General features: G+C 53.9%; 22 protein-coding genes. 13 read left to right on the top strand and 9 right to left on the bottom strand.

All coding sequences use genetic code 11. The features are described from left to right. Nucleotides 1-36 precede the first annotated feature (36 nt). The 4 genes from ygfZ to aguB all read left to right on the top strand — a co-directional run bounded on the left by ygfZ (nt 37) and on the right by aguB (nt 4,466). Nucleotides 37-1,005 carry a CAF17-like 4Fe-4S cluster assembly/insertion protein YgfZ gene (ygfZ, locus tag DFK18_RS08730; RefSeq protein ID WP_114417877.1) on the top strand — a complete coding sequence of 323 codons (969 nt, stop codon included), beginning with the start codon at nt 37-39 and terminating at the stop codon, nt 1,003-1,005. A gap of 46 nt (nt 1,006-1,051) precedes the next feature. After that, nucleotides 1,052-1,246: a cation transporter gene (locus tag DFK18_RS14560; protein WP_218563924.1), complete on the top strand. Its 195-nt coding sequence runs from the start codon at nt 1,052-1,054 to the stop codon at nt 1,244-1,246. A gap of 104 nt (nt 1,247-1,350) precedes the next feature. Beyond that, a complete protein-coding gene (locus DFK18_RS08725; protein ID WP_218563923.1) occupies nt 1,351-3,585 on the top strand; it encodes a heavy metal translocating P-type ATPase in 2,235 nt (744 codons plus the stop codon). After that, nucleotides 3,585-4,466 carry an N-carbamoylputrescine amidase gene (gene aguB, locus DFK18_RS08720; RefSeq protein ID WP_114417876.1) on the top strand — a complete coding sequence of 294 codons (882 nt, stop codon included), beginning with the start codon at nt 3,585-3,587 and terminating at the stop codon, nt 4,464-4,466. The genes DFK18_RS08725 and aguB overlap by 1 nt, the downstream gene beginning before the upstream one ends. Here the strand turns inward: aguB and aguA are convergent. From aguA to DFK18_RS08705, 3 genes are all read right to left on the bottom strand, one after another. Beyond that, on the bottom strand, nt 4,453-5,544 hold the full coding sequence (gene aguA, locus DFK18_RS08715) for an agmatine deiminase (RefSeq protein WP_342769753.1): 1,092 nt from the start codon (nt 5,542-5,544) through the stop codon (nt 4,453-4,455). The genes aguB and aguA overlap by 14 nt on opposite strands. Further along, nucleotides 5,545-6,342, bottom strand: coding sequence for a hypothetical protein (locus DFK18_RS08710; RefSeq protein ID WP_114417875.1), 798 nt, complete (start codon nt 6,340-6,342; stop codon nt 5,545-5,547). A 141-nt stretch (nt 6,343-6,483) separates the two neighbouring features. Further along, nucleotides 6,484-7,080: a DNA-3-methyladenine glycosylase gene (locus tag DFK18_RS08705; RefSeq protein WP_114417874.1), complete on the bottom strand. Its 597-nt coding sequence runs from the start codon at nt 7,078-7,080 to the stop codon at nt 6,484-6,486. A 123-nt stretch (nt 7,081-7,203) separates the two neighbouring features. Here DFK18_RS08705 and cysP point away from each other — a divergent pair, with 123 nt between their 5' ends. From cysP to DFK18_RS08680, 5 genes are all read left to right on the top strand, one after another. Next, nucleotides 7,204-8,220 (top strand): thiosulfate ABC transporter substrate-binding protein CysP, encoded by a 1,017-nt coding sequence (gene cysP / locus DFK18_RS08700; RefSeq protein ID WP_114417873.1) that lies wholly within the window; start codon nt 7,204-7,206, stop codon nt 8,218-8,220. Between the two features lie 9 nt (nt 8,221-8,229). Further along, on the top strand, nt 8,230-9,093 hold the full coding sequence (gene cysT / locus DFK18_RS08695) for a sulfate/thiosulfate ABC transporter permease CysT (protein ID WP_114417872.1): 864 nt from the start codon (nt 8,230-8,232) through the stop codon (nt 9,091-9,093). After that, nucleotides 9,090-9,920 carry a sulfate ABC transporter permease subunit CysW gene (cysW, locus tag DFK18_RS08690; protein ID WP_114417871.1) on the top strand — a complete coding sequence of 277 codons (831 nt, stop codon included), beginning with the start codon at nt 9,090-9,092 and terminating at the stop codon, nt 9,918-9,920. Before cysT ends, cysW begins: the two co-directional genes overlap by 4 nt. Nucleotides 9,921-9,974: 54 nt before the next feature. Beyond that, nucleotides 9,975-11,099, top strand: a complete 1,125-nt coding sequence (locus DFK18_RS08685; protein ID WP_114417870.1) for a sulfate/molybdate ABC transporter ATP-binding protein — start codon at nt 9,975-9,977, stop codon at nt 11,097-11,099. A 73-nt stretch (nt 11,100-11,172) separates the two neighbouring features. Continuing rightward, complete coding sequence (locus DFK18_RS08680) at nt 11,173-11,835, top strand: response regulator transcription factor (protein WP_114417869.1); 663 nt, start codon at nt 11,173-11,175, stop codon at nt 11,833-11,835. Between the two features lie 25 nt (nt 11,836-11,860). Here the strand turns inward: DFK18_RS08680 and DFK18_RS08675 are convergent, their stop codons facing one another. The 4 genes from DFK18_RS08675 to DFK18_RS08660 form a co-directional block, all read right to left on the bottom strand. After that, complete coding sequence (locus DFK18_RS08675; RefSeq protein WP_114417868.1) at nt 11,861-12,814, bottom strand: hypothetical protein; 954 nt, start codon at nt 12,812-12,814, stop codon at nt 11,861-11,863. 165 nt (nt 12,815-12,979) lie between these two features. Continuing rightward, nucleotides 12,980-15,349, bottom strand: coding sequence for an EAL domain-containing protein (locus tag DFK18_RS08670; protein WP_114417867.1), 2,370 nt, complete (start codon nt 15,347-15,349; stop codon nt 12,980-12,982). Beyond that, nucleotides 15,346-16,320, bottom strand: coding sequence for an ABC transporter substrate-binding protein (locus DFK18_RS08665; protein ID WP_114417866.1), 975 nt, complete (start codon nt 16,318-16,320; stop codon nt 15,346-15,348). Before DFK18_RS08665 ends, DFK18_RS08670 begins: the two co-directional genes overlap by 4 nt. Nucleotides 16,321-16,416: 96 nt before the next feature. Beyond that, complete coding sequence (locus DFK18_RS08660; RefSeq protein WP_114417865.1) at nt 16,417-17,727, bottom strand: sigma-54 interaction domain-containing protein; 1,311 nt, start codon at nt 17,725-17,727, stop codon at nt 16,417-16,419. Nucleotides 17,728-18,391: 664 nt separating this feature from the next. Here DFK18_RS08660 and upp point away from each other — a divergent pair. The 4 genes from upp (at nt 18,392) to DFK18_RS08640 (ending at nt 23,314) form a co-directional block, all read left to right on the top strand. After that, complete coding sequence (gene upp / locus DFK18_RS08655) at nt 18,392-19,021, top strand: uracil phosphoribosyltransferase (protein ID WP_114417864.1); 630 nt, start codon at nt 18,392-18,394, stop codon at nt 19,019-19,021. Nucleotides 19,022-19,035: 14 nt separating this feature from the next. After that, complete coding sequence (locus DFK18_RS08650; protein WP_114417863.1) at nt 19,036-20,298, top strand: uracil-xanthine permease family protein; 1,263 nt, start codon at nt 19,036-19,038, stop codon at nt 20,296-20,298. A gap of 311 nt (nt 20,299-20,609) precedes the next feature. Then, nucleotides 20,610-22,394, top strand: coding sequence for a methyl-accepting chemotaxis protein (locus DFK18_RS08645; protein ID WP_114417862.1), 1,785 nt, complete (start codon nt 20,610-20,612; stop codon nt 22,392-22,394). A 50-nt stretch (nt 22,395-22,444) separates the two neighbouring features. Further along, entirely contained in the window at nt 22,445-23,314 is an 870-nt protein-coding gene (locus DFK18_RS08640; RefSeq protein ID WP_162299739.1) for a glycine zipper family protein, read from the top strand. A 237-nt stretch (nt 23,315-23,551) separates the two neighbouring features. Here the strand turns inward: DFK18_RS08640 and DFK18_RS08635 are convergent, their stop codons facing one another. Continuing rightward, nucleotides 23,552-24,295: a ParA family protein gene (locus DFK18_RS08635; RefSeq protein ID WP_114417860.1), complete on the bottom strand. Its 744-nt coding sequence runs from the start codon at nt 24,293-24,295 to the stop codon at nt 23,552-23,554. Between the two features lie 13 nt (nt 24,296-24,308). Next, a complete protein-coding gene (locus tag DFK18_RS08630; RefSeq protein ID WP_114417859.1) occupies nt 24,309-25,862 on the bottom strand; it encodes a CHAD domain-containing protein in 1,554 nt (517 codons plus the stop codon). Between the last annotated feature and the right edge of the window lie 14 nt (nt 25,863-25,876).

The following is a 25,876-nucleotide window of genomic DNA, read 5'->3' as shown; positions in this document are numbered from 1 at the left end:
CATTATTGCAATGCAATAAAATGAAGGTATTTGCCAATGTCTGATGTATTTTGTGCCCCTCTCGATGATCTGGCAGTGCTGGAATTAAAAGGCGGCCAGCCGGACAAGTTGTTACAGGGGCAAATCACTGCGGATTTACGTTTGCTAACCCCAGACCAGGCGCTGCCCGGTCTGCTGTGCAGCCTCAAAGGGCGCGTCATCAGCAGCTTTGAAATCCTCTACTTTGCCGAAGACCACCTGGCACTGGTTTTGCCCGCTGACAATCTGGATGCAGTGACCCAGCACCTGAAAAAATACGAACCCTTCTTCCGGACACATATAGAAGAAACCACGCAGAACTATGAACTTCTGGGTCTATCCGGCAAGGAAACCCCTGCTCTGCTGGCCAGCCTGATGGGGGCTTGGCCCAAAACCGATTACCACCAGTTCATCAGTGAAGCCGGAGCCGTCTTGCATCTTCCCGGCCCCCTGGCACGTGGACTGGTTCTGCTTAATCGCCAGGCCGCGGATTACCAGGGCATTGCCGACAAGTTAAAACAGCTCACCCAGCCTGCCCCCCCGGAATGCTGGAAGCTACTGGATATCCAGGTCGGTCGCGCCCAGGTGGATGCCAGCCTGGCCGACCAATACCTGCCGCAGATGTTGAACTTCCAGGCCCTGGGGGCGGTCAGCTTTAAGAAAGGCTGCTATATCGGTCAGGAGATCGTGGCCCGCGCCCAATTTCGTGGCCAGGTCAAAAAACGGCTTTACCGCGCTCACCTGGTGACCAGTGAGCAGCCTGAAGAAGCCAAGGTTTATGATGCCGAGGGTAAGGCCCAGGGAGAAATCATCCAGACAGCTCCGGACAGAAGGGGTGAACTGGAAGCCCTGGTGGTGATCAACCAGAAGGCTATAGATACCGGCGGCCCGTTTTTTGCTGATGCCAACCAGAGCCAGAAAATGACTCTACTCAATTTGCCTTATAATCCTCAGGACAGAGTGGCGCTTCACGGTGCCGAAGCCTGAGGCAGCAGCCTTCACGAACCCAACACTTATCAATAAGGAGACAAGCATGCCAAGCATTGAACTGAAACTGATGGGCCTGACCTGCAACGGCTGTGTCAACAAGGTGACAGAAGCCCTGATGCAAAACGATCAGGTGGAAAGCGTGGATGTCAGCCAGGAAGCAGCCACCATCACGGGCTCCCTCTCTGCCGATGAAGCCATCGAAATCATTGAAAACCTGGGCTTTGAAGCCGAAGAATAAAACCGGCTGCCAGTTCGTTTTTGTGGCTGTTTTCAGGCACCCGGATTCTTCCTTCCCCGCCTGAAAACTGCCCCTTCCTGCCGTTACCCAGACTTGGAGATGTCATGTCAAAGCCAACTCGCCTGGCTCTTAGAGGGATGACCTGTGGTGCTTGTGTTGCCAGCGTTGAAAAAGCCCTGCAGGGTGTTGAGGGGGTTCAGGATGTCAAAGTCAACCTCCCCGATCGCAGCGCTGAAATCGAAGGTGAGGCTTCACCCCAGACGCTGGTTAAGGCCGTCAAGGATGCAGGCTATGGTGCGACCCCCATGGGGGCGGATTATGGTGAAGATGAACGCCAGGCTGAAGAAGCGGCAGAACTGAAAAAAGTCTGGATCAAGACCTGGGTGGCCCTGGCCGTGGGTGCACCCCAGATGCTATTGATGTTGACCGGGCATCTACCCATGCTGGAAGAGGCTCGTCTGCTCTGGGGCGGTATTGGTCTGGTAACCCTGGCGACCATGATTTATGCCGGGGGCCACTTTTATACCGGCGCCTGGACTGCCCTGAAAAACCGCCGGGCCAATATGGACAGTCTGATTGCCCTGGGCACAGGCGCGGCCTGGACCTATTCCACCCTGATGGTGCTCTGGCCGGAAATCGTTCCTCCTGAAAGCCGTCATGTTTACTATGAAGCCGCTGTCTTTATTATCGGTCTGGTAAATCTGGGCCAAGCCCTGGAAACCCGTGCAAGAGGTCAAGCTTCCCAGGCGATACGCAAATTAATGCAACTCCAGCCGGATACCGCTCGCCTGATCACACCGGATGGCGAAGAAAAGGAGATGCGCCTGGCCTCCATTCAACCCAGTGACCAACTGCGTGTCCGCCCTGGTGAGCGCATCCCGGTGGATGGCATCGTCGCCGAAGGTGAAACCCGCGTGGATGAATCCATGCTCACCGGCGAACCCGACCCGGTCAGCAAAAAGAAAAAGGACTGGCTCTCGGCTGGTACCGTCAACCAGACCGGCAGTATCAAGATGCGTGTGCGCAAGGTCGGGGATGACACCGCCCTGGCGCAGATTATCAAACAAGTTAGAACAGCCCAGGGCTCCAAGCCGGCCATAGGCCGCCTGGCTGACAAGATCAGCTCCATTTTTGTCCCCATTGTGATCCTGATTGCCTTGCTGACCGCGCTGGTCTGGTGGCTGGTAGGACCGGAACCGCAATCCGCCTATATGCTGGTCGCAGCCATGGCAGTACTGGTGATTGCCTGCCCCTGCGCCCTGGGTCTGGCTACCCCCATGTCGATCATGGTCGGCGTTGGTCGAGCCGCAGGCAAGGGGGTATTGATTCGCAAGGGCGATGCCCTTCAGGAAGCCTCGCGTCTGGACGCGGTGATTCTCGATAAAACCGGCACCATTACTGAAGGCAAGCCGCGTCTGGTTCAACTGCAAACCCTGGGCGATAACAAACTATCAGAGGAAGAATTGCTGGCCGGTCTGGCCTCGCTGGAACAAGCCTCTGAGCATCCACTAGGCGCAGCCGTTGTGGCTGCAGCCAAAGAGAAGAAGCTCACTCTGCCCAAAACTGCAACACCGGAAATCATCAGCGGCCAGGGCCTTAAAGGCCAGGTCGATGAAGCTACCTGGCTGGTGGGGAACCGCTCACTGCTGGAAGAAGCCGGAGTCACCCTCGATGACGAGGCTGAACAACTGGCTGCCGAAATGTCTGATCTGGGACAAACCTGCATTCATCTGGCCATTAATGGCCAGCTAGTGGCCTTGGCAGGAATTGCCGATCCGATCAAGAAGGATTCTGCAGCAGCCATCCAACGCCTGCAAAAAGCCGGACTTCAGGTGGTCATGCTGACCGGTGACAGCCGACGCACTGCCGAGGCGGTTGCCCGTCAGGTCGGCATCGAAGAAGTCTTTGCCGAGGTCAAACCCGACCAAAAGGCCGACAAGGTCAGAGAACTGCAACAGGCCGGACACCGGGTTGGCATGGTGGGTGATGGTATCAATGATGCCCCGGCCCTGGCTCAGGCTCAGGTTGGCTTTGCCCTAGGCACGGGCACCGATATTGCCATCGAAAGTGCTGATTTGACCCTGATGCGAGGTTCGCTGCATGGCGTTGCTGATGCCATGCTGATTTCACGAGCGACGGTTCGCAATATCTGGCAAAACCTCTTCGGTGCTTTTATCTACAACAGTCTGGGCATTCCTCTGGCAGCCGGGGTTTTCTTTCCACTAACCGGCTGGTTGCTGAGTCCTGCCTATGCTGCAGCTGCCATGGCCCTGTCCTCGGTCACCGTGGTCAGTAATGCCAACCGCCTGCGTTATGTCAAACTGGATGAGGAAAACTAATGGCTCGAAGTGTAACCCTTGCCGCTACTCAAATGAGCTGTTCAGAGGATCGTCAGGCCAATCTGGCCAAAGCGGAAAGCCTGGTCCGGGAAGCAGCCAGTCAGGGCGCGCAAATCATCCTCTTGCAGGAGTTATTTGAAACCCCCTATTTCTGCCAAAAGCAGAAGTACGAATACCTGCAACTGGCCACGACTCTGGAAGACAATCCAGCCGTTGCCCACTTCCGCCAAGTGGCAGCGGAACTCCAGGTGGTCCTGCCTATTTGCTTTTATGAACAGGCCGGGCAGGTGCGCTACAACACTGTGGTCGTCATTGATGCCGATGGCAGCCTACATCCCAACCGCTATCGCAAGACTCACATTCCCGATGGTCCGGGTTACAGTGAAAAATTCTATTTTTCACCGGGAGACACCGGCTTTCAGGTCTGGGATACCCGCTACGCACGCATAGGTGTTGGTATCTGCTGGGATCAGTGGTTCCCCGAAACAGCCCGAGCGCTGGCACTCCAGGGTGCGGAAGTCATCTTCTTCCCTACGGCCATAGGTAGTGAACCCCATGATCCCAGCCTGGATAGCCGTGATCACTGGCAAAGAACCCAGCAGGGTCAGGCAGCAGCCAACCTGACCCCCATCGTGGTCTCCAACCGGGTCGGCGTGGAAAAGGAGGATGACTGGCAGATCACCTTCTATGGCTCTTCGTTTATTACCGATGGTTTGGGAGCCAAACTGGGTGAACTGGATCGTGAAGAAGAAGGCGTGCTCGTGGCCAAGCTGGATCTGGATGAACTGGCCTTTACTCGGCATTCCTGGGGCGTCTTCCGGGATCGACGGCCGGATCGCTACACCAGCCTGCTGACCAAGGACGGCTCTATCCGTTCTTAACCCAGGGTTGCTGCTGGGTGATGCAATGAATATTGCCGCCGCCCAGCAGGATTTCCCGTCCGGGAAGCTGAACCACCCGGCGATCCGCAAAGAGCTCGCTAAGAATCGCCACTGCCTCCTGATCCTGGGGGCAAGCAAACCCCGGTAGAATCAACCCGCCGTTAACCAGCAGAAAATTAATATAGCTGCCTGCAAGACGGTCACCGGCCTGACGCGGTTGACTGCCTTCGGCAAAATCGACACCTGCCGCTTCCTCAGCCGTCATATAAAGAGGCTCGGGCAAGGGGAGGCGATGAATCACAAACGAGCGCCCCGCCGCATCCCGGCTGTTTTCCAGCACTGCTTCAGCCGCACGACAGCGAGAAAAATTGGGATCTTCAGGATCATCACACCAGGCAAGAAGCACTTCACCGGGGCGGACAAAACAGCAGAAGTTGTCCACGTGACCATCGGTCTCGTCGGCGTAAACACCTTGAGGCAGCCAGATCACCCGCTCGATACCCAGGTAATAACCCAGCTTTTCTTCCAGCTGTTCGCGGCTTAAATGAGGGTTACGATTGCGATTGAGCAGGCATTCTTCAGTCGTCAGCAGGGTGCCTTCACCATCGACATGAAAAGCCCCCCCTTCCATCACCAGATCGTCTGCCCGAACCCGGCGGCAGCCTTCAATCTGAAGCAGTTTGCGAGCGACTTCGTCATCCCTCTGCCAGGGGAAATAGAGCCCACCCTGCAAACCGCCCCAGGCATTGAAACGCCAGTCAATTCCGGTTAATTGCTGGTTAGCATCAAAAACAAAGGTAGGGCCGGTATCCCTGACCCAGGCATCATCGCTGGAGATTTCCAGCACCCGGATGTTGTCATGTTGGAGCTGATGACAGGCTTGAATATACTGGTCTGCGTTAACACCAACGCTAACGGGTTCAAACTCGGCAATCGCCCGAGCCACTTGAACAAAGGCTGCTTGAGCGGGTTTACCTCCCAGCCGCCAGTTATCCGGTCTCTGCGGCCAGAGCATCCAGGTTTGTTGATGCCTCTCCCCTTCGGCTGGCATCCGGTAGCCGGCTGACAAGGTACTCACCTAGCGGCTGCGGGCCTTGGCCTTGCTGGCCATGACAGCACGCTGCACATCCGATTGAAAACCTTCTTCAGCTTCCATTTCTTCCATGCCTGCGGCCAATTGATTGGGGCCGGATGTCAGTTCCTGCTGGGCCAGTGGCTTGATTTTCTCGATTGCAGACTTGGTTTCCTGCAGAACATCACGAAAACGGGTTTGATCCGTACCCTTGTACTTCTTCAGTTCCTTGACGATGTTATTGAAATAGATCATCGCTGCACGGTATTTCTTGTTATTCAGCTGTTCTTCAGCCTGGGCACGATTCATTTCAATAACAACCTGGGTCGCCGCGTGGCGAAGATCGGTGAGAAACTGCTGGCCCTTGGCCTCGGTCAACTTGCCATCCCGGTAATCCTTCATGATCAGGTACTGGACGTTTTTAAGCTGATTAAGAACTTCCTGGCCTTTCTTGTTATTTTCGATGGGCTGTTCGGGCGGATTGGTTTGAGCTTTGACTTCGCGGACAATTTCTTCGGCTTCGGCCAGTTTTTCCTGAAACTCGGGACTTTTATCCCCGGCCAACTGGCGGCTTTCCAGTAATTTGATCCAGCGTTCTGCCAGACCCACACGCAAGCTGTGCGGCAAGAGATGAGGACGTATCTGGGTAACCAGAGGTTCGTAACGCTTGGCCTGACTTTCCAAGTCCTTGATTTGACGCTCCATCTGAACCCTTTTTTCTTCCTTGACCTTGTGGTGATGCACGAGAAAAAGAGTCACAAATGCCAGGACAACGATGACGCTGGAAACTATAAGAGCAATCATGGTTCGTTCCGATTTTTGATGTCATTACATGATTATGGGGGACGATTCAGATCCAGAATATACCCCTTATCCTGACCGCTTTCCACTGCACCCTGTTAAAACAGGTAGTCACAAGGGGTTAACCCCTGCAGGGATCAGACTTTAACGACCGACCCAGGGATTATCTGCAATCCAGAAACGCCAGGGAGCCAGACGGTCCTTCTCTGCCGCATAATCGATACCGATTCGGGGCCCCTGTTCAACTTGAAAAGTCGCGCCGGGAGGCCGTGCAGCAACCCATAAGTCTTGCCCCAACGTCAGGTCCAGTCCATTCAATTCACGGGTCACCGCCAGGGCCTTGGTCAACTTGCCCGGGCCATTACTCAACTGGCGACCTTTTGCCTGGCGCAGCCGTCGCATACCCGCTTCATTGTCATAGGGTTCAAGACCCCGCAGCATGATGCCGCAGGGCCTGCCTTGAGGCTCGGTAACCAGATTCAAAAGCTCGTGCAGGCCATAGATCAGATATACATAGGCATGACCAGCCGGCCCGTACATGACCTCGGTTCTGGGCGTTCGCCCCCTGGAGGCATGACAGGCTGTGTCCTCCTCGCCGATATAGGCCTCCAGATCCACAATACGCGCTACCAACAACTCACCCGAATCCAGACGCCTGACCAGCAGACAGCCCAGCAAATCCTGAGCCACCTCCAGGGTGGGCGCTTCAAAAAAACTGCGTTGCAGTGGTGTCAACGGCATGAAATACCTTTTTTTTGGTTAGCTATATCTAACAAAATATTCTAAGAGATCGTGTTGTTATAACCTAAATTAGAGTTTAGTCTTAGCCTCAAGTTAAAACCTGCAACACAAGGAATTATTATCATGTCTTTTATCAGCAAAACCCTGGGGCGCCCGCTGGCTGCTGCCGGTCTGGCGATCACTCTGGGCTCGGGCCAGGCACTGGCCGAAACCAACCTGTTGAATTCTTCCTACGACATCGCTCGTGAACTCTTTGCCAGCTACAACGAGCTGTTCGTTGACCACTGGCAGGAAACCACGGGTGAAACCGTTGAAATTCGCCAGTCTCACGGAGGCTCTTCACGCCAGGCTCAAGCCATCATCCAGGGCCTGCGTGCTGACGTGGTGACCTACAACCAGGTTACAGACGTCAATATTCTGCATGAGCGCGGGGGTCTGCTGCCAGAAGACTGGCAAAGTCGCTTCCCCAATGCCAGCTCGCCCTACTATTCCACCATGGCCTTCCTGGTTCGCAAGGATAACCCCAAGGGTATCAGCAACTGGGATGACCTGACTCGTGAAGATGTGGATCTGGTCATGCCCAACCCCAAAACCTCGGGTAATGCGCGCTACACCTATCTGGCTGCTCTGGGTTACGCCCAGCAAACCTGGGGCGAGGACCAGGATGCCATCGACACCTTCATGAAATCACTGCTGGGCCGTGTCGCCGTTTTTGATACCGGCGGTCGTGGTGCCACCAACTCCTTTGTTGAGCGTAACATCGGTGACGCCCTGCTGACGTTTGAATCCGAAATCCAGGGCATTATTGCAGCCTTTCCGGATCGTGAGTTCGAAATCGTCGTTCCCGAGGTCAGCTTCCTGGCTGAATTCCCGGTCGCTGTGGTTGAAGACTACGCCGAGCGTAACGGCAATCTGGAGCTGGCCAACGCCTATCTGGAACATCTTTACAGCAAAGAAGCCCAGCGCCTTCTGGCTGGCTTCAACTATCGCGTCTATGACGACGAAATCCGCGCTGAATTTTCCGACCGCTTCCCCGAACTGCAACTGTTGGGTATCCAGGAGATTGCCGGAAGCTGGGAAAACGCCATGGAGACCCACTTTGCCAGTGGCGGCAAACTGGATCAGCTTCAGCGCCGCTAAGGAACGACCATGTCCGGCATCAACCTGATTTCCAACCCCTTCAAGGTAACCGGCAGACGTGTTCTGCCGGGCTTTACCTTGAGCCTGGGCATTTCCCTGCTATTTATCAGTGTTGTGCTTTTGCTACCCCTGACGGGCCTGCTGATGCAGACCTCGGGCATGAGCTGGGGTGAATACTGGTTTGTGATCACTGACCCGCGTGTTCTGGCCTCCTATCGCGTAACCCTGCTGACCGCTCTGGTGGCATCGCTGGCAAACGGGGTGATCGGGCTGCTGCTAGCCTGGGTTCTGGTGCGTTATCAATTTCCCGGCAAACGCCTGGTTGATGCACTGGTCGACCTGCCTTTTGCCCTGCCAACCGCTGTAGCGGGCATCACTCTGGCCACCCTGTTTTCTGCTGAAGGCTGGTATGGAAAACAACTGGCCCAACTAGGGCTGGAAGTGGCCTACACCCCCCTGGGTATCATGCTGGCGATGCTTTTCACCAGTCTGCCGTTTGTGGTGCGCAGTGTGCAGCCGGTAATGGAAGACATGAATACCAGTGATGAAGAAGCGGCACTGAGTCTGGGAGCCAGTGATTTCCAGGTTTTTCGCCGGGTGGTCTTTCCCGGAATCTGGCCCGCTCTGGTTACCGGGGTAGCCCTCTCCTTTATTCGTAGTCTGGGCGAGTTTGGTGCCATCATTTTTATTGCCGGTAACATGCCCTACGTTAGTGAAGTCACCAGCCTGATGATTTTTGTGCGTTTGCAAGAGTTTGATTATGCCGCTGCGAGTGCCATCGCCTCGGTGGTTCTGCTGGTTTCTTTGCTCCTGCTGTTTTTAGTCAATAGTTGGCAGGCTCGCTATCTGAAGCGCCTCAAGGGGACACTATGAAACATCAGCAACGTATTGCCGATCAGCCCTGGCTACGCCGCCTGCTGATTACCCTGGCTGTGGCAGCCATCGGGGTGCTGCTGGTGGTTCCCCTGATGGCCATTTTTGCCCAGGCATTCAGTGCCGGAGCAGGTGTCTTTTGGGATAACCTGACCGACGAGTACACGCTTCATGCCATCGGGCTGACGCTTCTGGTAGCCGGTTTAACAGTGCCTCTGAATCTTGTGTTTGGCACCTTTCTGGCCTGGCTGGTCACGCGCTTTGACTTTCCCGGTCGCAAGCTGCTGATCACTCTGATCGATATCCCCTTTGCCGTCTCCCCGGTCGTGGCCGGTCTTTTATACCTGTTGCTCTATGGCAGCAATGGCTGGCTGGGTAGCTGGCTGATGGATCAGGACATTCAACTGATGTTTGCCTGGCCGGGCATTGTTATGGTGACCGTCTTCATCACCTGCCCCTTTGTCGCTCGCGAATTGATTCCTCTCATGCAGCAACAGGGTGCCTCCGAAGAAGAAGCTGCGATTACGCTGGGTGCCAACGGCTGGCAGATGTTCCGCCGGGTTACGTTGCCCAATATCCAGTGGGCCCTGCTTTACGGTGTGGTGCTGACCAATGCCCGGGCTGTGGGTGAATTTGGTGCTGTGGCCGTGGTTTCCGGCAACATTCGCGGCGAAACCAACACCCTGCCCTTGCATGTGGAACTCCTTTATCAGGATTACAACCTGGTGGGTGCCTTCACCAGTGCTTCTTTATTGGCTGGTATGGCCTTGATCACCCTACTGCTGAAAACCCTGCTGGAATGGCGCCAGCACAAAGTCACCCATTAAGGCCCGGCTGCAGGCTCGCCCCGGCGAACAAAGAACGAATACTGAGGTTAAAGAATGAGCATCAAGATCCAAGAAGTCAGTAAAACCTTCGGTCGCTTCCAGGCCATCAAGCCGTTGGATCTCACCATTCATGAAGGCGAAATGGTTGGTCTTTTGGGCCCCTCCGGTTCCGGTAAGACCACCCTGCTGCGTATCCTGGCCGGATTGGAGCAAGCCGATAGCGGGCGTATCTTCTTTAGTAACAAGGAGGTGACCCAGCTGCACGTTCGCGACCGCCGCGTGGGGTTTGTCTTCCAGAACTATGCGCTTTTCCGGCATATGACCGTGGCTGACAACATTGCCTTCGGTCTGGAGGTGCTGCCCAAATCACAACGCCCCAGCAAGGCTGAAATCAAATCCCGAGTCGCCGAACTTCTCGATAAAATCGAACTGGGGCACCTGGGTGATCGCTATCCCGCTCAGCTGTCCGGTGGCCAGAAACAGCGTGTGGCCCTGGCCCGGGCACTGGCCATGCAGCCCCGTGTTCTCTTGCTGGATGAGCCCTTTGGTGCGCTGGATGCGCGAGTTCGTAAGGAGCTACGCCGCTGGCTGCGCGATCTGCATGACGAACTGGGCTTTACCAGCGTCTTTGTTACCCATGACCAGGAAGAAGCGCTGGAAGTCTCGGATCGTGTCGTGGTCATGAGCCAGGGGCAAATCGAGCAGCAGGCCACCCCCGAAGACCTCTACCACCAACCGGCCAATCGCTTTGTCTATGATTTTCTGGGGCAGGTCAATGTGTTCCAGGGTGAAGTTCAAGGTCAGCGTTTGCAGCAAAATCAGGCTTGGGTTGCCTTTCCGCATGGCAGTCAAGTAACACCCGGTCAGCTTTACCTGCGTTCACATGAAATCACTCTGGCCCGCGAGCCCGATGCCCGCGCCCATCTTCCCCTGACCATCAAGGCCGTTAACCTGATTGGCGCTGAGGTTCGGCTGGAGCTGGAACCCCAGGGTTGGGAAGCGGATGATTTGTGGGAAGCTGCCATCAGCCATGCTGAATACAATGCCTGGCAGCCGCAAAGGGGAGAGACCTGCTATGCTCTGCCCATGAATGGCCAATTGTTTGTGGAGCAACAGGAACAACCTCAGCGCCTCAACTGGTCCTTTCAGGAAAAGACACCCGGTCTGGCTCTGGCCTGAAGATAAAAACTGGCATCCCCGCGCAAAAACAAATATATTACTTTTATCTTAACTAGCCTTGCGGGGTGCCAGCATGCAAATCTTGCTGGTAAGTCAGGATCAAGCACTGCTGAAAATGATGCAGTCCTGCCTGGATGGCCACTATCACTTACGCCTTCTTGATCAGACCCAAAAACTGTCTGGGGAGTTAACCAATTCGGCTCCCGACCTGATCATCCTGGAGCAATCCCTCGCCGAAGCTGGCTACACGCCCAGCTATTTACGCCGTGTTCATCCTAACCTTTTACTGATGCTTCTGGTGGATAGCCAGCTGAAATCCCGGATTCACTGGCTGGATGCCGGAGCCGACGAAATACTCATCCAACCCTTTCACCCCCTGGAGTTACAAGCCCGCACCCGAGCTTTGCTGCGCCGGGCCACCCACCCCTATCAGCAGCAACTCAACTGGCAAGGGTTACAACTGGACCCCTTCAGTCATGAAGTCAGCTGGAAGGATCAGCCCTTGAGACTCACCCCTACTGAATTCCAATTGCTGGAGTTATTGATGCGTCATCCGCGACAGGTCTTCACTAAAAGCCAACTGGTGGATCATTTGCGCGGGCAGGACGGAGATTTGCAAGAAAATTGCATCAAGGTTTATATCGCCCACCTACGCAAAAAACTGGCGCAGGCCGGGGATCAGCAATGGATCAGTAATCATCGGGGGGTCGGCTATAGTCTGGGCCCCGCCAGCTAGGCAGAACCCAGACAAGATCCAAGACTTATTCCATGCACACGGTAGCGTGGGCAACCAGGTAGAGACTTTCACCAGGCTGGATATCCACCGGGATCAGGTAGTCATCAAAGGTTGTACCCACCGGCAGGTTGTCATGCAGATGACCAAACTGGCCGGGAGCCCCTGTGGTGACATAGGTGGTATCCAGGTAGAGGTGGGTTTCGGTCAGGCTGAAACCAGGCAGCAGACTGAAGGTGACATAGACATTGCTGCCGTTGTAGTCATAGGTCAATTCACCCACCAGCGTACCCTTGGTGATGTCATTCAAACCGGCACCGGCATAGATCGGCTGAGTGCCTGAATAGCCAAAGTCGGCATCCAGGGTAATCTGCCAGCCCCAGCGGTTGATACCGGTTCCCAGCTCATTCAGAGGCTGATCACCATAGGCAAAAGCTGTTTCCTTGGAAGCACAACCCAGCACCACTCCGCCATCCTGAATGACATAGGTAAAGTAGGTCGCCCAGTTACCCTTCTCACGGATGCGATCACCATCCGCCCAGCCGGTTTCCGATTGCACGCTGCCATCGGCAGTCATGCGATAGACCACGGCATGAGCGGCAATAACCAGGGTATCCCCGGCGACACCATAATCACCCAGAGGCAGGGTGTAGGTGTAGGAGGTCACCCCATCCAGTTGGGTCTGGAAGGGAAAACGGCCCACCTGGGGGTTACCGGAACGTGTCCGGGGCATTTCGTCCAGGCTGGAACCGATAAACAAATGGGTTTCTTCCAGCAACCAGTCACCACTGGTCTGGAAGGTAACCGTCAAGTCTTCACCGGTGTTATCCACACAGACTTCCCCGGCATCCAGGGTTTGGCCTGCAAAGAGGGTTTGACACTGGGGAGCCGCGAACAGCTGCCCGGAGAAAAAGAGCACACTGGCCAGCACTAGCCAAAAGGGTGCCCACAGAAGTTTGCAAGGATTGATGCGCGTGTTCATGGCTCACCTCAAATCAGTGGTTGGAAACAGGTCTGGCCTGCTGATTTGAGATTAGGTGAGGCGGGTTATATTTTGGTAACAAAAAGCGCACTTTGAATTACATCGAACGCATTAGAGATACTTTCTGAAACATTTGCAAAGCTGGACAGCGATATCACCACCCGGTTAACTGGTGAAAGAAGGCTCCTCTTCCCAGTTGCGGGTCCAGTCAAGTATCTCCTCAGCCGGCAGAGGACGGGCAATTCCATAGCCCTGGGCCTGAAAGCAACCCAATTCCAGCAAGGCTTCGGCATGCTCCAGGGTCTCGACCCCTTCGGCAATCACCTGACGATTGAAGGCTGCAGCCAGACGCACCACACTTTCCACGATGCTGCGGTCTTCACGATCTTCCAGCATGTCGCGGACAAAGCTTTGATCAATTTTAAGGATATCTACCGGTAAATTACGGAAATAGGCCAGCGATGAATACCCAGTACCAAAGTCATCCAGGGAAATCTTGACCCCCAAGCGGTGACAGGCCTCCAGTATCTGGCGTCCTTCATCCAGGCTCCCCAGGGCCGCTGTTTCCAGCACTTCAATTTCCAGATAACCCGGATCCAGATCAGGGTACTCGGCCAGCAACACTTCTAATTGCGTGGCAAAACCCGTTGTTAACAAATGACTGGCACTGATATTCACACTCACCCTGATCTGAAGACCTGCTTCGTGCCAGGCATTTAGCTGCGACAAGGCCTGGCTGATCACCCAGTTACCCAGGGGATTTTCCAGTTCACTAGCCTCTATATCCGGCAGGAAGGCACCGGGGGGCAGTAATCCCTCTTCAGGATGCTGCCAGCGAATCAGGGCCTCAACACCCAAAACCTCCTGGGTACGCAGATCCACCTTGGGCTGGTAGTAAAGAAGAAACTCCTCGGCCTCCAGCGCTTCCTGCAAGCGCTGCAAACGGTCCCTCAAGCCCTGCTGTTCCCGGTCCAGATCGGCATCAAAGTAATAGTAGCGATTCTTGCCCAGGGATTTGGCCCGGAACATGGCCTCGCTGGCATGACGTAGCAGTGTATCCGGATCAGAACGATCCAATGGAAAAAGAGTGATCCCCAGACTGGCGGATACCTCGGTGGTGGTTTTACTCAGGACCAGCGGTTGATGCAAGGACTGCATCAGCTGTTTGATACGGCCATCGCTTTCACTAGGGTGCAAATCCGTCAGAACCAGGGCAAATTCATCTCCGGAGACCCTTGCCAGGGTTTCACTGGCATCAATTTCTTGCTGCAGCCTTTGTGCCAGAGATAACAGCAATTCATCACCCAAGCCGTGACCATAGTGGTCGTTCAACTGCTTGAAGTTATCCAGGTCCATGTAGCAAACAGCAAGACTGCGCCCCGTCTCCCAAGCGACCTGCGTGGCTTCCTGAAGGCGGCGGCTGAGCAGATGGTAATTGGGCAAGCCGGTCAGGAGATCGTAATGAGCAATTTTTTCCAGGTGTTCACGCGACAAGGCCAAACGCCGATTGAGCACCAGAGAAAAAACCAGCAAGACCACAACCAGAACGACAAAAGCAGTCAGTATCAGGATCTGCCACTGGTAGCTATACCAGATTTCCACCCAGCTAACCTGCTGCGGGGTATTAAAAGGCGGAATTTGCAAACGCCGCATATCCCGCTCTATCACCGAGTAGTCCGAAGGCACATTAAAACCGGCCAAACCGGCCTGTTGCACGACCGGATTTTCAGCATCCAGCGCCAGGAGCACAGAAGCCACCTTGCGCGCCACCTCATCACGAACCTGCGGCAAGGTGACCAACGGCCACTGAGGATAAAGGCGGGTCGATACCTGATAGGGGAAGCCGGGCATATCCTGGGCATTGACGACTCGCAGGCGCTCAGCCTCCACCCAGCCTTCGTCTACCAGCCGCTCCATGACCCCTGTGCGGATAAAACCAACATCGGCCCTGCCCGCTAAAACCGCCTCCACGACCGCCTCGTAGGAAGGCCCGACATCCAGCCAGTTGAGTTCGGAAACATCCAGACCCGCTTCCTGAAGACTTCTCGCCTGGGCCAGATACCCCCCCAGAAAATTACGCCCGGCAATCGCCAGTGTCGCCTCTTTGAGTTCCTTAAGATCAGTAAAAGGCTCTTGGTCGGCAGCTTGAAGCATCACCCCACCCTGAGCTTCAACCGCTTCACCGGCTTCCTGCATGACCAGGGTCACCAAGGGCGAAGACATGGCATTGTGTTCACTCAGGGCGATAAAATTAACCGGATCAGTGACGACAAAATCCAGCTCATGACGCTGCAGTGCCTGCCAGATCTCGGAGGGTGAAAGCACCTTCAGCTGTAATGCCTGATCTTCCAGCTGTTCATTAAGATAGGCCACCAGGGGTTGAAAACGCTCTTCCAGCCGTGCCTGGTCACGCAAGGCCGCCACGCCCAGAACCAGTGTCTGAGGGTGCCCGAGTTGGTGCTGAGCCCAGCCACTGCCACTCCAGAGCAATCCGATCAAGAAGCAACAAACCAAAGCACGCAGAGAGGTATTCATACGGCAATCCTGGGCAGATACTGGGAGGAAAAGAGATCCTGCAGATTGATCGGCTGAGACACCTGACCGGATGCCAGCAGGATGCGATGCAGCTCTTGGGCAGCCAGAGTCATGCGCTCGGCCGGTGCCGCCAGATAGGTGTGATTGGCTGACAGATCGGGCAGTTGTAGGCCCCGATAGAGCTCTATTACTTCCTGCCCCTTCACCCCCAGACGCCGGGCCAGACGATAAGAGGTATCCACCGGGTTGGTCCGAAAAGCCTCCAGACCACGAAAATGGCTCTGCATAAGATGCACCAGCCCTTCGCTGTAGGTATCCACCAGATCTGACCTGACGGCAAGAAGATCAAAAATACTTTCCGGAAAAGCCCGGGAACTGAAAAGAACTTTTGCGCCTTCCTTGCGCAAACGGCTGGCCAGAGGCTCGTAGGTAACCAGAGCATCCAACTGACCAGCCTCCCAGGCTCGGGGGTCAGAAGCAGCATTCTCGACGATTTCAACCTGATCACGCCTCAAGCCTGCGGCTTCCAGGGTTTTATCCAGCACCAGATTCCCCAGAGCCGAGGTTTCGGCACCGATACGCTTACCGGCCAGATCTTCCAATTGATGCAGATGCGGCTTGGCCAGGACCTGGTCAGCCCCCACGGAGACATCAAAAATCAAAACAGCTTTCAGGGGCAGGCCACGCGAGCGCCCCATCAGTAACTCGTCCAGCGTCAGGGTGGCTGCCTGGACGCGATTTTCCTGCAAGGCCTCCAGGCTTTCAGAAGCGCTCTGGGTTTCCTCCAGCTGAACCAGCCGGGTATCCAGCCAACCTTCATTGCGGGCTAAAAAAAGAAACTCATAACCGGGCCAAACATGAGACGCCACCTGCAACGGAGGAGCCGTCTGGCAGCCTGTCAGAGAGGGCAGAAGAGGCAGGCAGGCAGCCCCCAACAGAAGTTGATTGAATGTCCTTCTTTGTTTATCCATCAGCCAGCATCACCAACGAGCGTTTACAGCACATTAATCAAAATTTCAGTGGCTTGCAATTAGGCCTTGCGCTAAAGCTAATGCATGCTTGCATGGTTACTTGAGTGAATGAATTTTTCGGTAGAGGCTTCTTTCACTAATCCCCAGGTGAGCCGCCAACTCCCGACGGTCACCGGAGAAGGTCTGCAAGACCTGGCGCAGGTAAAGATTTTCCACTTCCTTCAGGGGCAGCAGTTGATCCCCAGAAGGGACGGGCGAGGCCTCAGCCAAGCCAGAAGTACAAAAAGCTGGAAGGTGTTCAGCTTCTATCCTGCCATCATCAGCCAGCAGTATCCCCCTTTCCAGCAGGTTACGTAATTCCCTGATGTTACCGGGAAAGGCATAAGTCTGCAGAACCGCCAAAGCCGAGGCCCCCAGACTCACCCCTTCTCCGCCGGGCAGCCGCTTTAGCAAAGCCTGGGCCAACAACGGCAAGTCTTCCCGACGTTCAGCCAGGGAAGGCAGATGGATGGGAAACGCCGAGATACGATAGAAGAGATCAGCCCGGAAGAGCCCCTCCTTGACCCTCTCTTCCAGTGAACGGTGGGTCGCGCAGACCAGGCGGAAATTGGCATACTGAGGCTCTACGCCCCCCACACTGCGATAGTGGCCGGTTTCAATCAGACGCAGCAGTTTGACTTGCTGGGATAAGGGTATTTCCCCGATTTCATCCAGAAAGAGGGTACCACCGTGGGCGGCCTCTACCAGTCCCGGCTTACGTCCCGTAGCGCCGGTAAAGGCCCCCTTTTCATGACCAAAAAGCTCGCTTTCAAACAGGGTTTCGGGCAGACCGGAGCACTCGACAGTAATAAAGGGTTTGGCTGACCGGGGACTGGCATCATGCAGGGCGCGGGCCACCAGCTCCTTGCCGGTACCGGTTTCCCCCAGCAAGAGCACGGCTATCTCACTGGGTGCCGCGCGACGCAAAAGGGCCAGCATCTCGTTAAAAGCCGGAGAACGACCAATCAAACCTTCGGCCGCCGCCTGAGGACGGGCTTCCTTGACCAGGTGCAGGACTTCCAGAAACGCAACCAGCTCGCCGTCCTGGTTATAGATAGGGCTCATCTCGACATCGACATGCTCTTCACCACGAGGTGTCTGATGCAGATGCAAAACCCGCTGCTTTTGCCCTTTTTCCAGGCAGCGCTTGAGGGGACAGGCTTCACCAGCCAGATCACAGGGCTGATCAAAACCATGGGAAACCTGATAACAGGTTTGCCCGAGGATGGAAGGCTGCCCACCATAGGTTTGGTGGTAGGCCTGATTGGCAGCCAATATACTGTAATCGGTGGATAAAAGCGTTGCCGGCTCGGATAGAGCATCCAGCAAAGAATTCATTTCCACCTGGGTCCAGGCTGCTACTTGCATCCGACCTTCCATCCTGATTGATAAAAAGGTCATTTAACCCAATTCACCTGACAAAAAAAAGCCTGCCAGAAGAAATCCTCTGGCAGGCAAACTGATCGGCCAGACAACCGATCAGGGTCTGAAGGGCATCAAATCGCCAGAAGGCCGATTTGAAGTAGTGCTGGGAAAATCCCCAATGCCAGACTCAGCACCATGAGTAGCAGGGACAAGACAGGATTCAGAGTTTCATAGGCTTCAGTGCTCATAGCGACCTCCCGGGGTCTGACTCAATGAATGTCTTTCCCTTTACTGCAAGGCTGGTGCCACCTTCTTCAAAACCAATAAAAACACTTTAAAAACAATATTTTAAAAAGACAAAATGTTGATTTATACGCTTAAACCAAGACGCCATACTGCCATTTATGACACCTATTGCAGCCAATAACTGCCATAAACGTCATCCAAGAAAGAGAATCCCAGCCTTTTACCCCCTTAATCATTGTTCTTCAGGGCATGAAACGGGATAATGTCTGCTACTTTAGTCTCCTGGATGCCTCTGATTAACGTAATGAGTGCAGGTTAAGGCTGAGTTCATTCCTGATGAATTCCAGCACTTCCCACATCCATGTGGGTCGCAGCGCAATAGTTAATCAGAGGTTTCCAAGTCATCCGCAAAGAGGTCACCATGAGTCTGCACGTTATTAACCACCCCCTCGTTCAACATAAACTCGGCCTGATGCGTGTCGAGCACATCAGTACCAAAAGTTTTCGTGAATTAACCAATGAACTGGGTAACCTGCTGACTTATGAAGCGACCCGTGACCTGGAACTGGAAGAGGAGACCATCACCAGCTGGAGTAGTGATGCCATCCAGGTACAGCGCCTGAAAGGTAAGAAAGTCACCATCGTTCCCATTCTGCGGGCCGGTATCGGCATGCTGGATGGAGTGCTACGCCTGGTCCCCAGCGCCAAGGTCAGTGTGGTGGGGCTTTACCGGGATGAAGAAACCCTGGAACCCGTTTCCTACTTTGAAAAATTTGCCGGTAATCTGGAAGAGCGCATCAGCCTGGTCATCGACCCCATGCTGGCTACGGGTGGCTCCATGGTCGCCACCCTGGACATGCTCAAGAAACAGGGCTGCACCAGCATCCGTGCCCTGGTTCTGGTGGCAGCACCGGAAGGCGTCAAGCGGGTTCAGGAAGCTCACCCGGATGTCGAGATTTTCACCGCCTCGCTGGATGAACGACTCAATGAGCAAGGCTATATTCTTCCCGGCCTGGGTGATGCCGGCGACAAAATCTTTGGTACCCGCTAACCGCAGGAGCGAACATGTCTACCGAAAACACCAGTTTTCTTAATTTCAAGACCTTTCTTTCCGGCAGCCAGATGCTGTTTGTCGCCTTCGGCGCTCTGGTTCTGGTTCCCATCCTTACCGGGCTAGACCCCAGCGTGGCTCTCTTTACTGCGGGCCTGGGGACGCTGGTCTTTCATCTGACGACCGGCGTCAGTGTTCCCGTATTTCTGGCCAGTTCCTTTGCTTTTATTGCGCCCATTCAAGTCAGTGTTCAGCAATGGGGAATACCCGCCACCCTTTCCGGGCTGATGGCCGCCGGTTTCGGTTATGTACTCCTCAGCCTTCTGGTGCGCTTTTACGGGGTTAACGCCTTGCAGAAAGTACTACCAGCCATCGTGGTCGGGCCGGTGATCATGGTGATCGGTCTGGCCCTGGCGCCTGTGGCCGTCAATATGGCACTGGGTAAAAGCGGAGATGGCAGCGTGGAACTCTTTGCTGCCGGTCCGGCCCTGGCTGTTTCCATGACAGCCCTTTTGGCCACGCTTATCCTGGCCGTCTTTGGCCGTGGCTTTTATCGCCTGGTGTCCATTTTGGGCGGTGTACTGGTCGGCTATCTTTTGGCCCTGATGCTGGGCATGGTGAGCTTTGACCCCCTTCAGGAAGCTTCCTGGGTAGGGCTGCCCGCTTTTGTTTTCCCTGAATTCCACTGGCAGGCCATTCTCTTCATGCTGCCCGTGGCCCTGGCTCCTGCAATCGAACACCTGGGTGACATGGTCGCCATCGGCCAGATCGCGGGTAAAAACTTTATCAAAAAACCCGGGGTTCACCGTACCCTGCTGGGTGATGGTCTGGCCACCTCGGTAGCTGCCTTCTTCGGTGGTCCACCCAACACCACCTATTCCGAAGTGACCGGCGCGGTCATGCTGACCCGCAGTTTCAATCCCAAAATCATGGTCTGGGCTGCCATTATTGCCCTCTGCCTGGGCTTCATCGGCAAACTGGGTGCCCTGCTGCAAACCATCCCCTCCCCGGTGATGGGCGGCATCATGACGCTTCTGTTTGGCTCCATTGCCGTAGTGGGGATGAATACCCTGACCCGCGCCCAACTGGATCTGACAGCCCCGCGCAATCTCTGTATCGCTTCGCTGATCCTGGTATTCGGTATCGGCGGCATGCAGATCAGTAACGGTGCCTTTATGCTCCAAGGGGTGGGCCTGGCCGCAGTCGTAGGTATTGCCCTTAACCTGCTGCTGCCTGGAGCACCCCAGGTCGCTACCCAGGAAACCCGCGAAGAGTAAAACACCCTCCTGAACGACGCTAAGACTGGTCCCGCCAGTCTTTGCGTGCTTTATTGTGCTTCGTCATCAAAGCTGCGGAGCCTCTTATTTACGTTATGAGCGCCGATCAGACAAGGCGAAATTGAACGAAAAAGCGGAGTTTACAGCGAGTAAATGAGCATCTTGAGGGAAATTTCAACGCAGTATAATCAAGCGCAATAGTTAATCAGAGGTTTCCTTCATTCTTTAGTCGGAAACAACACCCCTATTCAATTAAAAATGGCATATTAAGTGGCTGGGTCATCCTCACAACAATAAGAGTTATAAAGACCATGAGCCTCTACCGAAGCATTGAAAAAACCTTCTGGTACACCCTGACCCGTAAAATTGTTGGCAATGTTGTCGTCCTGCTGCTTCCCAATGCCGTTCTGGTCAGCCTTGCCGCTATTTATCTTCAGCAAATTCAGGATGATCTTGCTCAGGGTGCGCCCCAGGAAAATCTTCAAGCCACGCTGGATAGCTTCTGGTGGCTGCTGGGACTGAGCAGTATCTTTGCTCTGTTCCTGGGCATTTTCACCATCTTTTTCATGCGTGCGCTCTTTCTCAAGCCGATTCGGGAAATCACCCAGGTTCTGCAAGCCATCAAGGAAAAGAACGGGGATATTTCCGCCACCCTGCCCGACTATACCTATGATGAAATCTCCGTCCTGGCCCAGAGTTACAATGAATTCTCCGGCCAATTAAAAGAGATGATCAGTCAGGCGCGCAACCATTCCGTCAAGGTGGCCCTGAGCGCAGCCCGATTACAAAAAATCGTCACCCAAGCCAGTGATTCCTCGACCCGCCAGGAAGAGCAGGCCCAACAAATTCTGGAATCCAGTGCCCAGGCCACCCAGGCCGTGGAAGAAATCGCTTCCAACACCACACATATCAGCGAGCAGACCAGCCACAGCCTGAGTGATATCCACCACTCCAGCCAGGAACTGGAGGGTGTTTTGAAGCAAATCAAGGATGTCGACCAACTGGTCAAGGGCTTTCAGGAGACCGTCTCCACCCTGAGCCAGAACTCTCAGAATATCCGCGAAATCCTTAATCTGGTGGAAGATTTTTCCGAACAGACCAACCTGCTGGCATTGAATGCCTCCATCGAGGCAGCCCGAGCCGGTGATGCCGGGCGAGGCTTTGCCGTGGTGGCCGATGAGGTACGCAATCTGGCCCAGAAAGTCAGTGAGGCGACCCAGCAGATACACAGCAATATTACCCAGATGACACAACTGGTCGCGGCCACTGAATCCGGCGCTGATAGCATTCGCAGTAATGTTGAGGAAACCGAAGGCTTCATGGGCAAGACCAATGACCAGTTCATCAGCCTGGTGGCCGGTTTTGAACAGATGAGCCAACAACTGACCACGATTTCAGCAGCCATTGATGAGCTTTCTTACACCAACAAGGAAACCCACGGGCATGTCACCCAAATCACTGACCTCTCGGTCGCCGTGCGTGAGGACATGGATCAGTCACGTGAGTATTCCTTTGAGCTGGAACTGGCCACAGAAAGCACTCAGGAGCTGCTGTCACGTTTTATTATCGGTTTTGGCGGCTTTGAAAAGATGACCCAACTGGGCTACCAGTGGGCCAGGGAAACCCAAGAGGTTCTGGAAAGCATTAATGCCGAGGGAGTTAACCTCTTTGATGAAAACTACCAGCGCCTGAACCCTGATCAGCAACCCGCCCAGTACCTGACCAGCTATACCCAAAAGCTGGAACCCCGGCTGCAGCCACTGTTTGATCAGTTTATCCAGGAGCATCCGGAATTTATCTATGCCGTGGCAGTGGACAGCAACGGCTACCTGCCGGTCCACCACAAAAAAGTCTCCCACCCCATCACCGGCGACTTTTCCGTGGATAATGCCAAGAGTCGCAATCGGCGCATCTTCTTTGATACCCGCCCCGAGCAAAGGCGTTGTACCCACGACAACCCCTTCCTCTTGCAAACCTTTATTCGTGATACCGGAGAGATTCTCAATGACCTCTCCATTCCTCTCTTTGTGGGTGGCAAGCGTTGGGGTTCACTGATTATGGGCTTTGAAACCCACCACCTGCTCAATGAAGAATAAAAAATTAATGTTTCGAGATATAACTGGTAACAAAAGGGAGACACATGAGTATGTTTGGGATTGATTTTTTTAAGAAAGGGATCTCTATTTTGTTCGTTGGCATACTTCTAACAGGGTGTGCTTCAAAAGAAATTGTGATTACTGAAAATAGTTCTGATGAGTTGCGTTTGCTCAAGGAGCAAGGGTTTTACATGGCCCGTGATCTAACCCGTGACGAGTTTGAAGACTACGCAGAAGATCGTGAAGCTATGGAACAGGGATTGACCCGTGAAATGCAAACCGCCAGTCGCGGAGCAGGTGCCGTAACCGGTGCGATCGTCGGGGCAGTAACAGGCATGGGAATCGGTCAGTTTGCCTTATTTGGTGCGGCTGGAGCTGATGGTGAGAATGAATATTCATTTGATGATGATTATGGGTTTGGTCATTGGCTTTTCAATAGGTCCGGTGAGGTTGACATCAATGAAGTCAACTATGCCCTTCAGCAATCTATTACTCCATTAATTGAACCTTTGGTTGAATCTCATAATTACAGCGTCAGTAATCTGGAAGAAGACTCTATTGATGGCGATGGTTATTTATCATTAAGATTTTTACAGCAATGGAGCAGCGAAGGAAACAAAAAAATAAATTATTACTTTTACCTGAAAAAAGTATTTGATCAGGAGTCTAGGTCTCAAGCCCATGACAATGATGCTTTTTATTTAGATAACAATATATTAATTTCAGTTGATCTTTCCTTGGGTGAATGGATGTCTTCGAGGAGTATTACACTAAACAATATTGATGTTTTTAAAGAACTAATGAAAAACCTAGACGAAGACTATTTCTTGTATTTATCTCCTGCATACTCAAAATTTATTCTCCCCATGATCATCTACGGTGGTGACGGCCACCATGAATACCTGGTCGAAACGGAGTAGTCTTGCCTGAACATCTTACCGGCCACCCACCCTGGGTGGCCTATTTGTAAAAGACTTTTTCCCTTTACAAGGCAATAAGCCTAGCTATGAAGGAGAACCGTGATAAAACCCCTGATCCAAGGGGTGCCTTGGTTGCTTGTACCTGAAGACTCGGCTGATAGCCCGCTTATAACTGAGGAGATTACGATATTAAGTGCAGAAATCACCCCTAATCTCTCTTAGCTATTTCAGCTCCGGTCACTTCAGCTTACGCGCCACTTCCTTCCAAAGTTCGTAATAAGCCTTGTTGGCGGGCTTGTTACGGGCAAACTGATCCACCGGTGCGCGGTGCTCCCCCATGTTCTCCACATCGGCAGAAAAGGGAATCACTGACTTGAGAAAGAGTGAGTGCTTGCTACGCAGGCTTTCCTGGGTGTTCTTGTGCATGGATTTCTGGTTTTGGACCAGAGAGAAAAAAGCCAGGATTTTCTTTTTGCTGTAGTCTTCTTCGCGAAAGAAATCCAAGAGCTGCTCAAAGGTTCTTTCCGATAGGGTGGTGGGAATGACGGGAACCAGCAGTTGATCTGCTGCGGTAAAAACAGCTTCGGATAGATGACCAATACTGGGTGGGCAATCCAGAATGACCAGGTCGTATTCTTTTTTCATCCCCTTGAGGATTTTGCGCAGCCGACCCTTGCGCTTGTTAAGCCCATCCAGGATGACATCAAAATTACGAAAACTCAGGTGAGCAGGGATGATGTCCAGGTGTTCATAATCACTGGCCTTGATCTGCTTGAGTAGGTTTTCATAGGCCTTGAAGAAACGCTTGCCCCAGTTTTTCTTGGCCGGTTTGATGCGAAAATAAAAAGACGAGGCACCCTGGGGGTCCAGATCAATCAGCAGGGTTTTCAAACCTGAGCGCGCTGCCCAGTAGGCCAGATTAACTGAAGTGGCTGTTTTGCCCACGCCACCTTTCATGCTGTAGATTGCCAGGGTTTTCATACTCGTCTCCGCATTATTCTTTATAACTGGCTTTGAAGTCGGCTTGCATCTGGGGCGCAGCAAAGGCCTCCAGAGCCGCCATCACCTTGGCTCTTTCCTGGAGTTGCTGCTGGTAAAGCAGGGTAATTAACCCGTGCAAGGCTGCATCCAGGTCACTGGAAGTTTGCCTTTCCAGGCGCTCCAGCAGGAAAGCCTGCTGCTGGGTCAGATCATTAAAGTTGCCCAGTATCGTTTGCAGCCGCTTGAGACTTTTCAGGTGGCGCGCCACCTGCTCGGGTGGATAGAGGGATGCAAAGAAATCCAGCAGGTAGCGCAGCTTCTTGCATTCGATTCGCAGCTCATGGACCTCTTCATCCGGTGTGGTTGCGGTAATTTCACCGGCGGTCCGGCAGATTCGCCGGTAACGCTTCCAGATTTTACGACTGGCTGTTTGGGCAACAGGTGTTGTCGCCAGTGGCGTTTCCAGAAGTGCCGGTTGATTGAAGAAAGCATCCAGCCAGCGGCAGTTTTTTTCGTAGTCTTCGCTGAGTAAATACCGCGCCAGCAGCTTTTGCTCCTGGTTTCGCTCTACCAGGATCTGATCGAAAAGCTCCTGCAGTCCCGGACGAAAGGCTTCCGGCAGCAGCGCCATAAAGGCCTGTTGATCCAGTAAAAAAACATCCAGGTCGCGAAGTTGATTGGTTGTGCGGGCCAACTGTGCCAGCCGCTCTTTTAACTCCAGCCAGACTTCACTCGGTAAAGCGGCCTTCATCAGACTGAAGATGGAGCGGATACGACGTAGATTGACCCGGTATTGGTGCAGATATTCAGTATCCAGATCGGCCACCAGGCCAGCTTCATAACGGCGTACCTGGGCAAATAACAGACTGGCTGCCTGGCGCAAGGCGGTTTCGGTGGCTGCTTGCGGGTCCAGTGGCAAGGGCTGGGGCAGTAGTTCTGCAGCCGGGTCCAGTTTACAGAGAAGCAGCAATTGTTCGGGGCTATCCGGTTTCAGCGGCTCCTGTAAAAAGGACGCCAGGCACTTTTCCACTTTGCGGGCTGCTGCTTCATAACCCCGCAGGGGCTGGATTGTCAGGTAATTCTGATAGTGATGTGGGGTTTCTTCGGCATGGGTAGGGTAGGCAGCCTGAGTGACCCAGAGCAGACGCACCAGTATCTTGCCTTCTTCATCGCGACAGGCCAGCTGACATCGATCTTCCTGGACTTTACCCCAGGCCTTGAGGCTACAAACACCCAGGTGCTTTTGCAGGAGTTTGCGCAGCGGACTGGCCTGCAGATCCCACCAGAAAACCGGTGGCTTGCGGGCGGCAACAGGGGCTGTTTCCAGCAGCTCACCATCCAGTTTTTGCAGCTCCAGGCGTGCACCCTGATCCCCCTCGGGAGCCAGAAAAACCAGCTGCAGGGATTTACGCCAGAGATTCCAGTCAAAGGCATCCAGGTAGAGTTTTTCCTGCACCTGGCGGTCTTCCTCGGTGAGCTGCTGGAACACCTTGAGAAGGCGTTTTTCCAAAGCCTGGAATCCACTTTTGTTTTTTACTAGCCAACTGCTTTCCTGCAAGCTATTCATTGTTCTTCTAGATC

The sequence above is a fragment of the Marinospirillum perlucidum genome (assembly GCF_003336805.1).
Classification (GTDB): Bacteria; Pseudomonadota; Gammaproteobacteria; order Pseudomonadales; family Halomonadaceae; genus Marinospirillum; species Marinospirillum perlucidum.
This window is presented reverse-complemented; position numbering and strand designations above follow the sequence as displayed.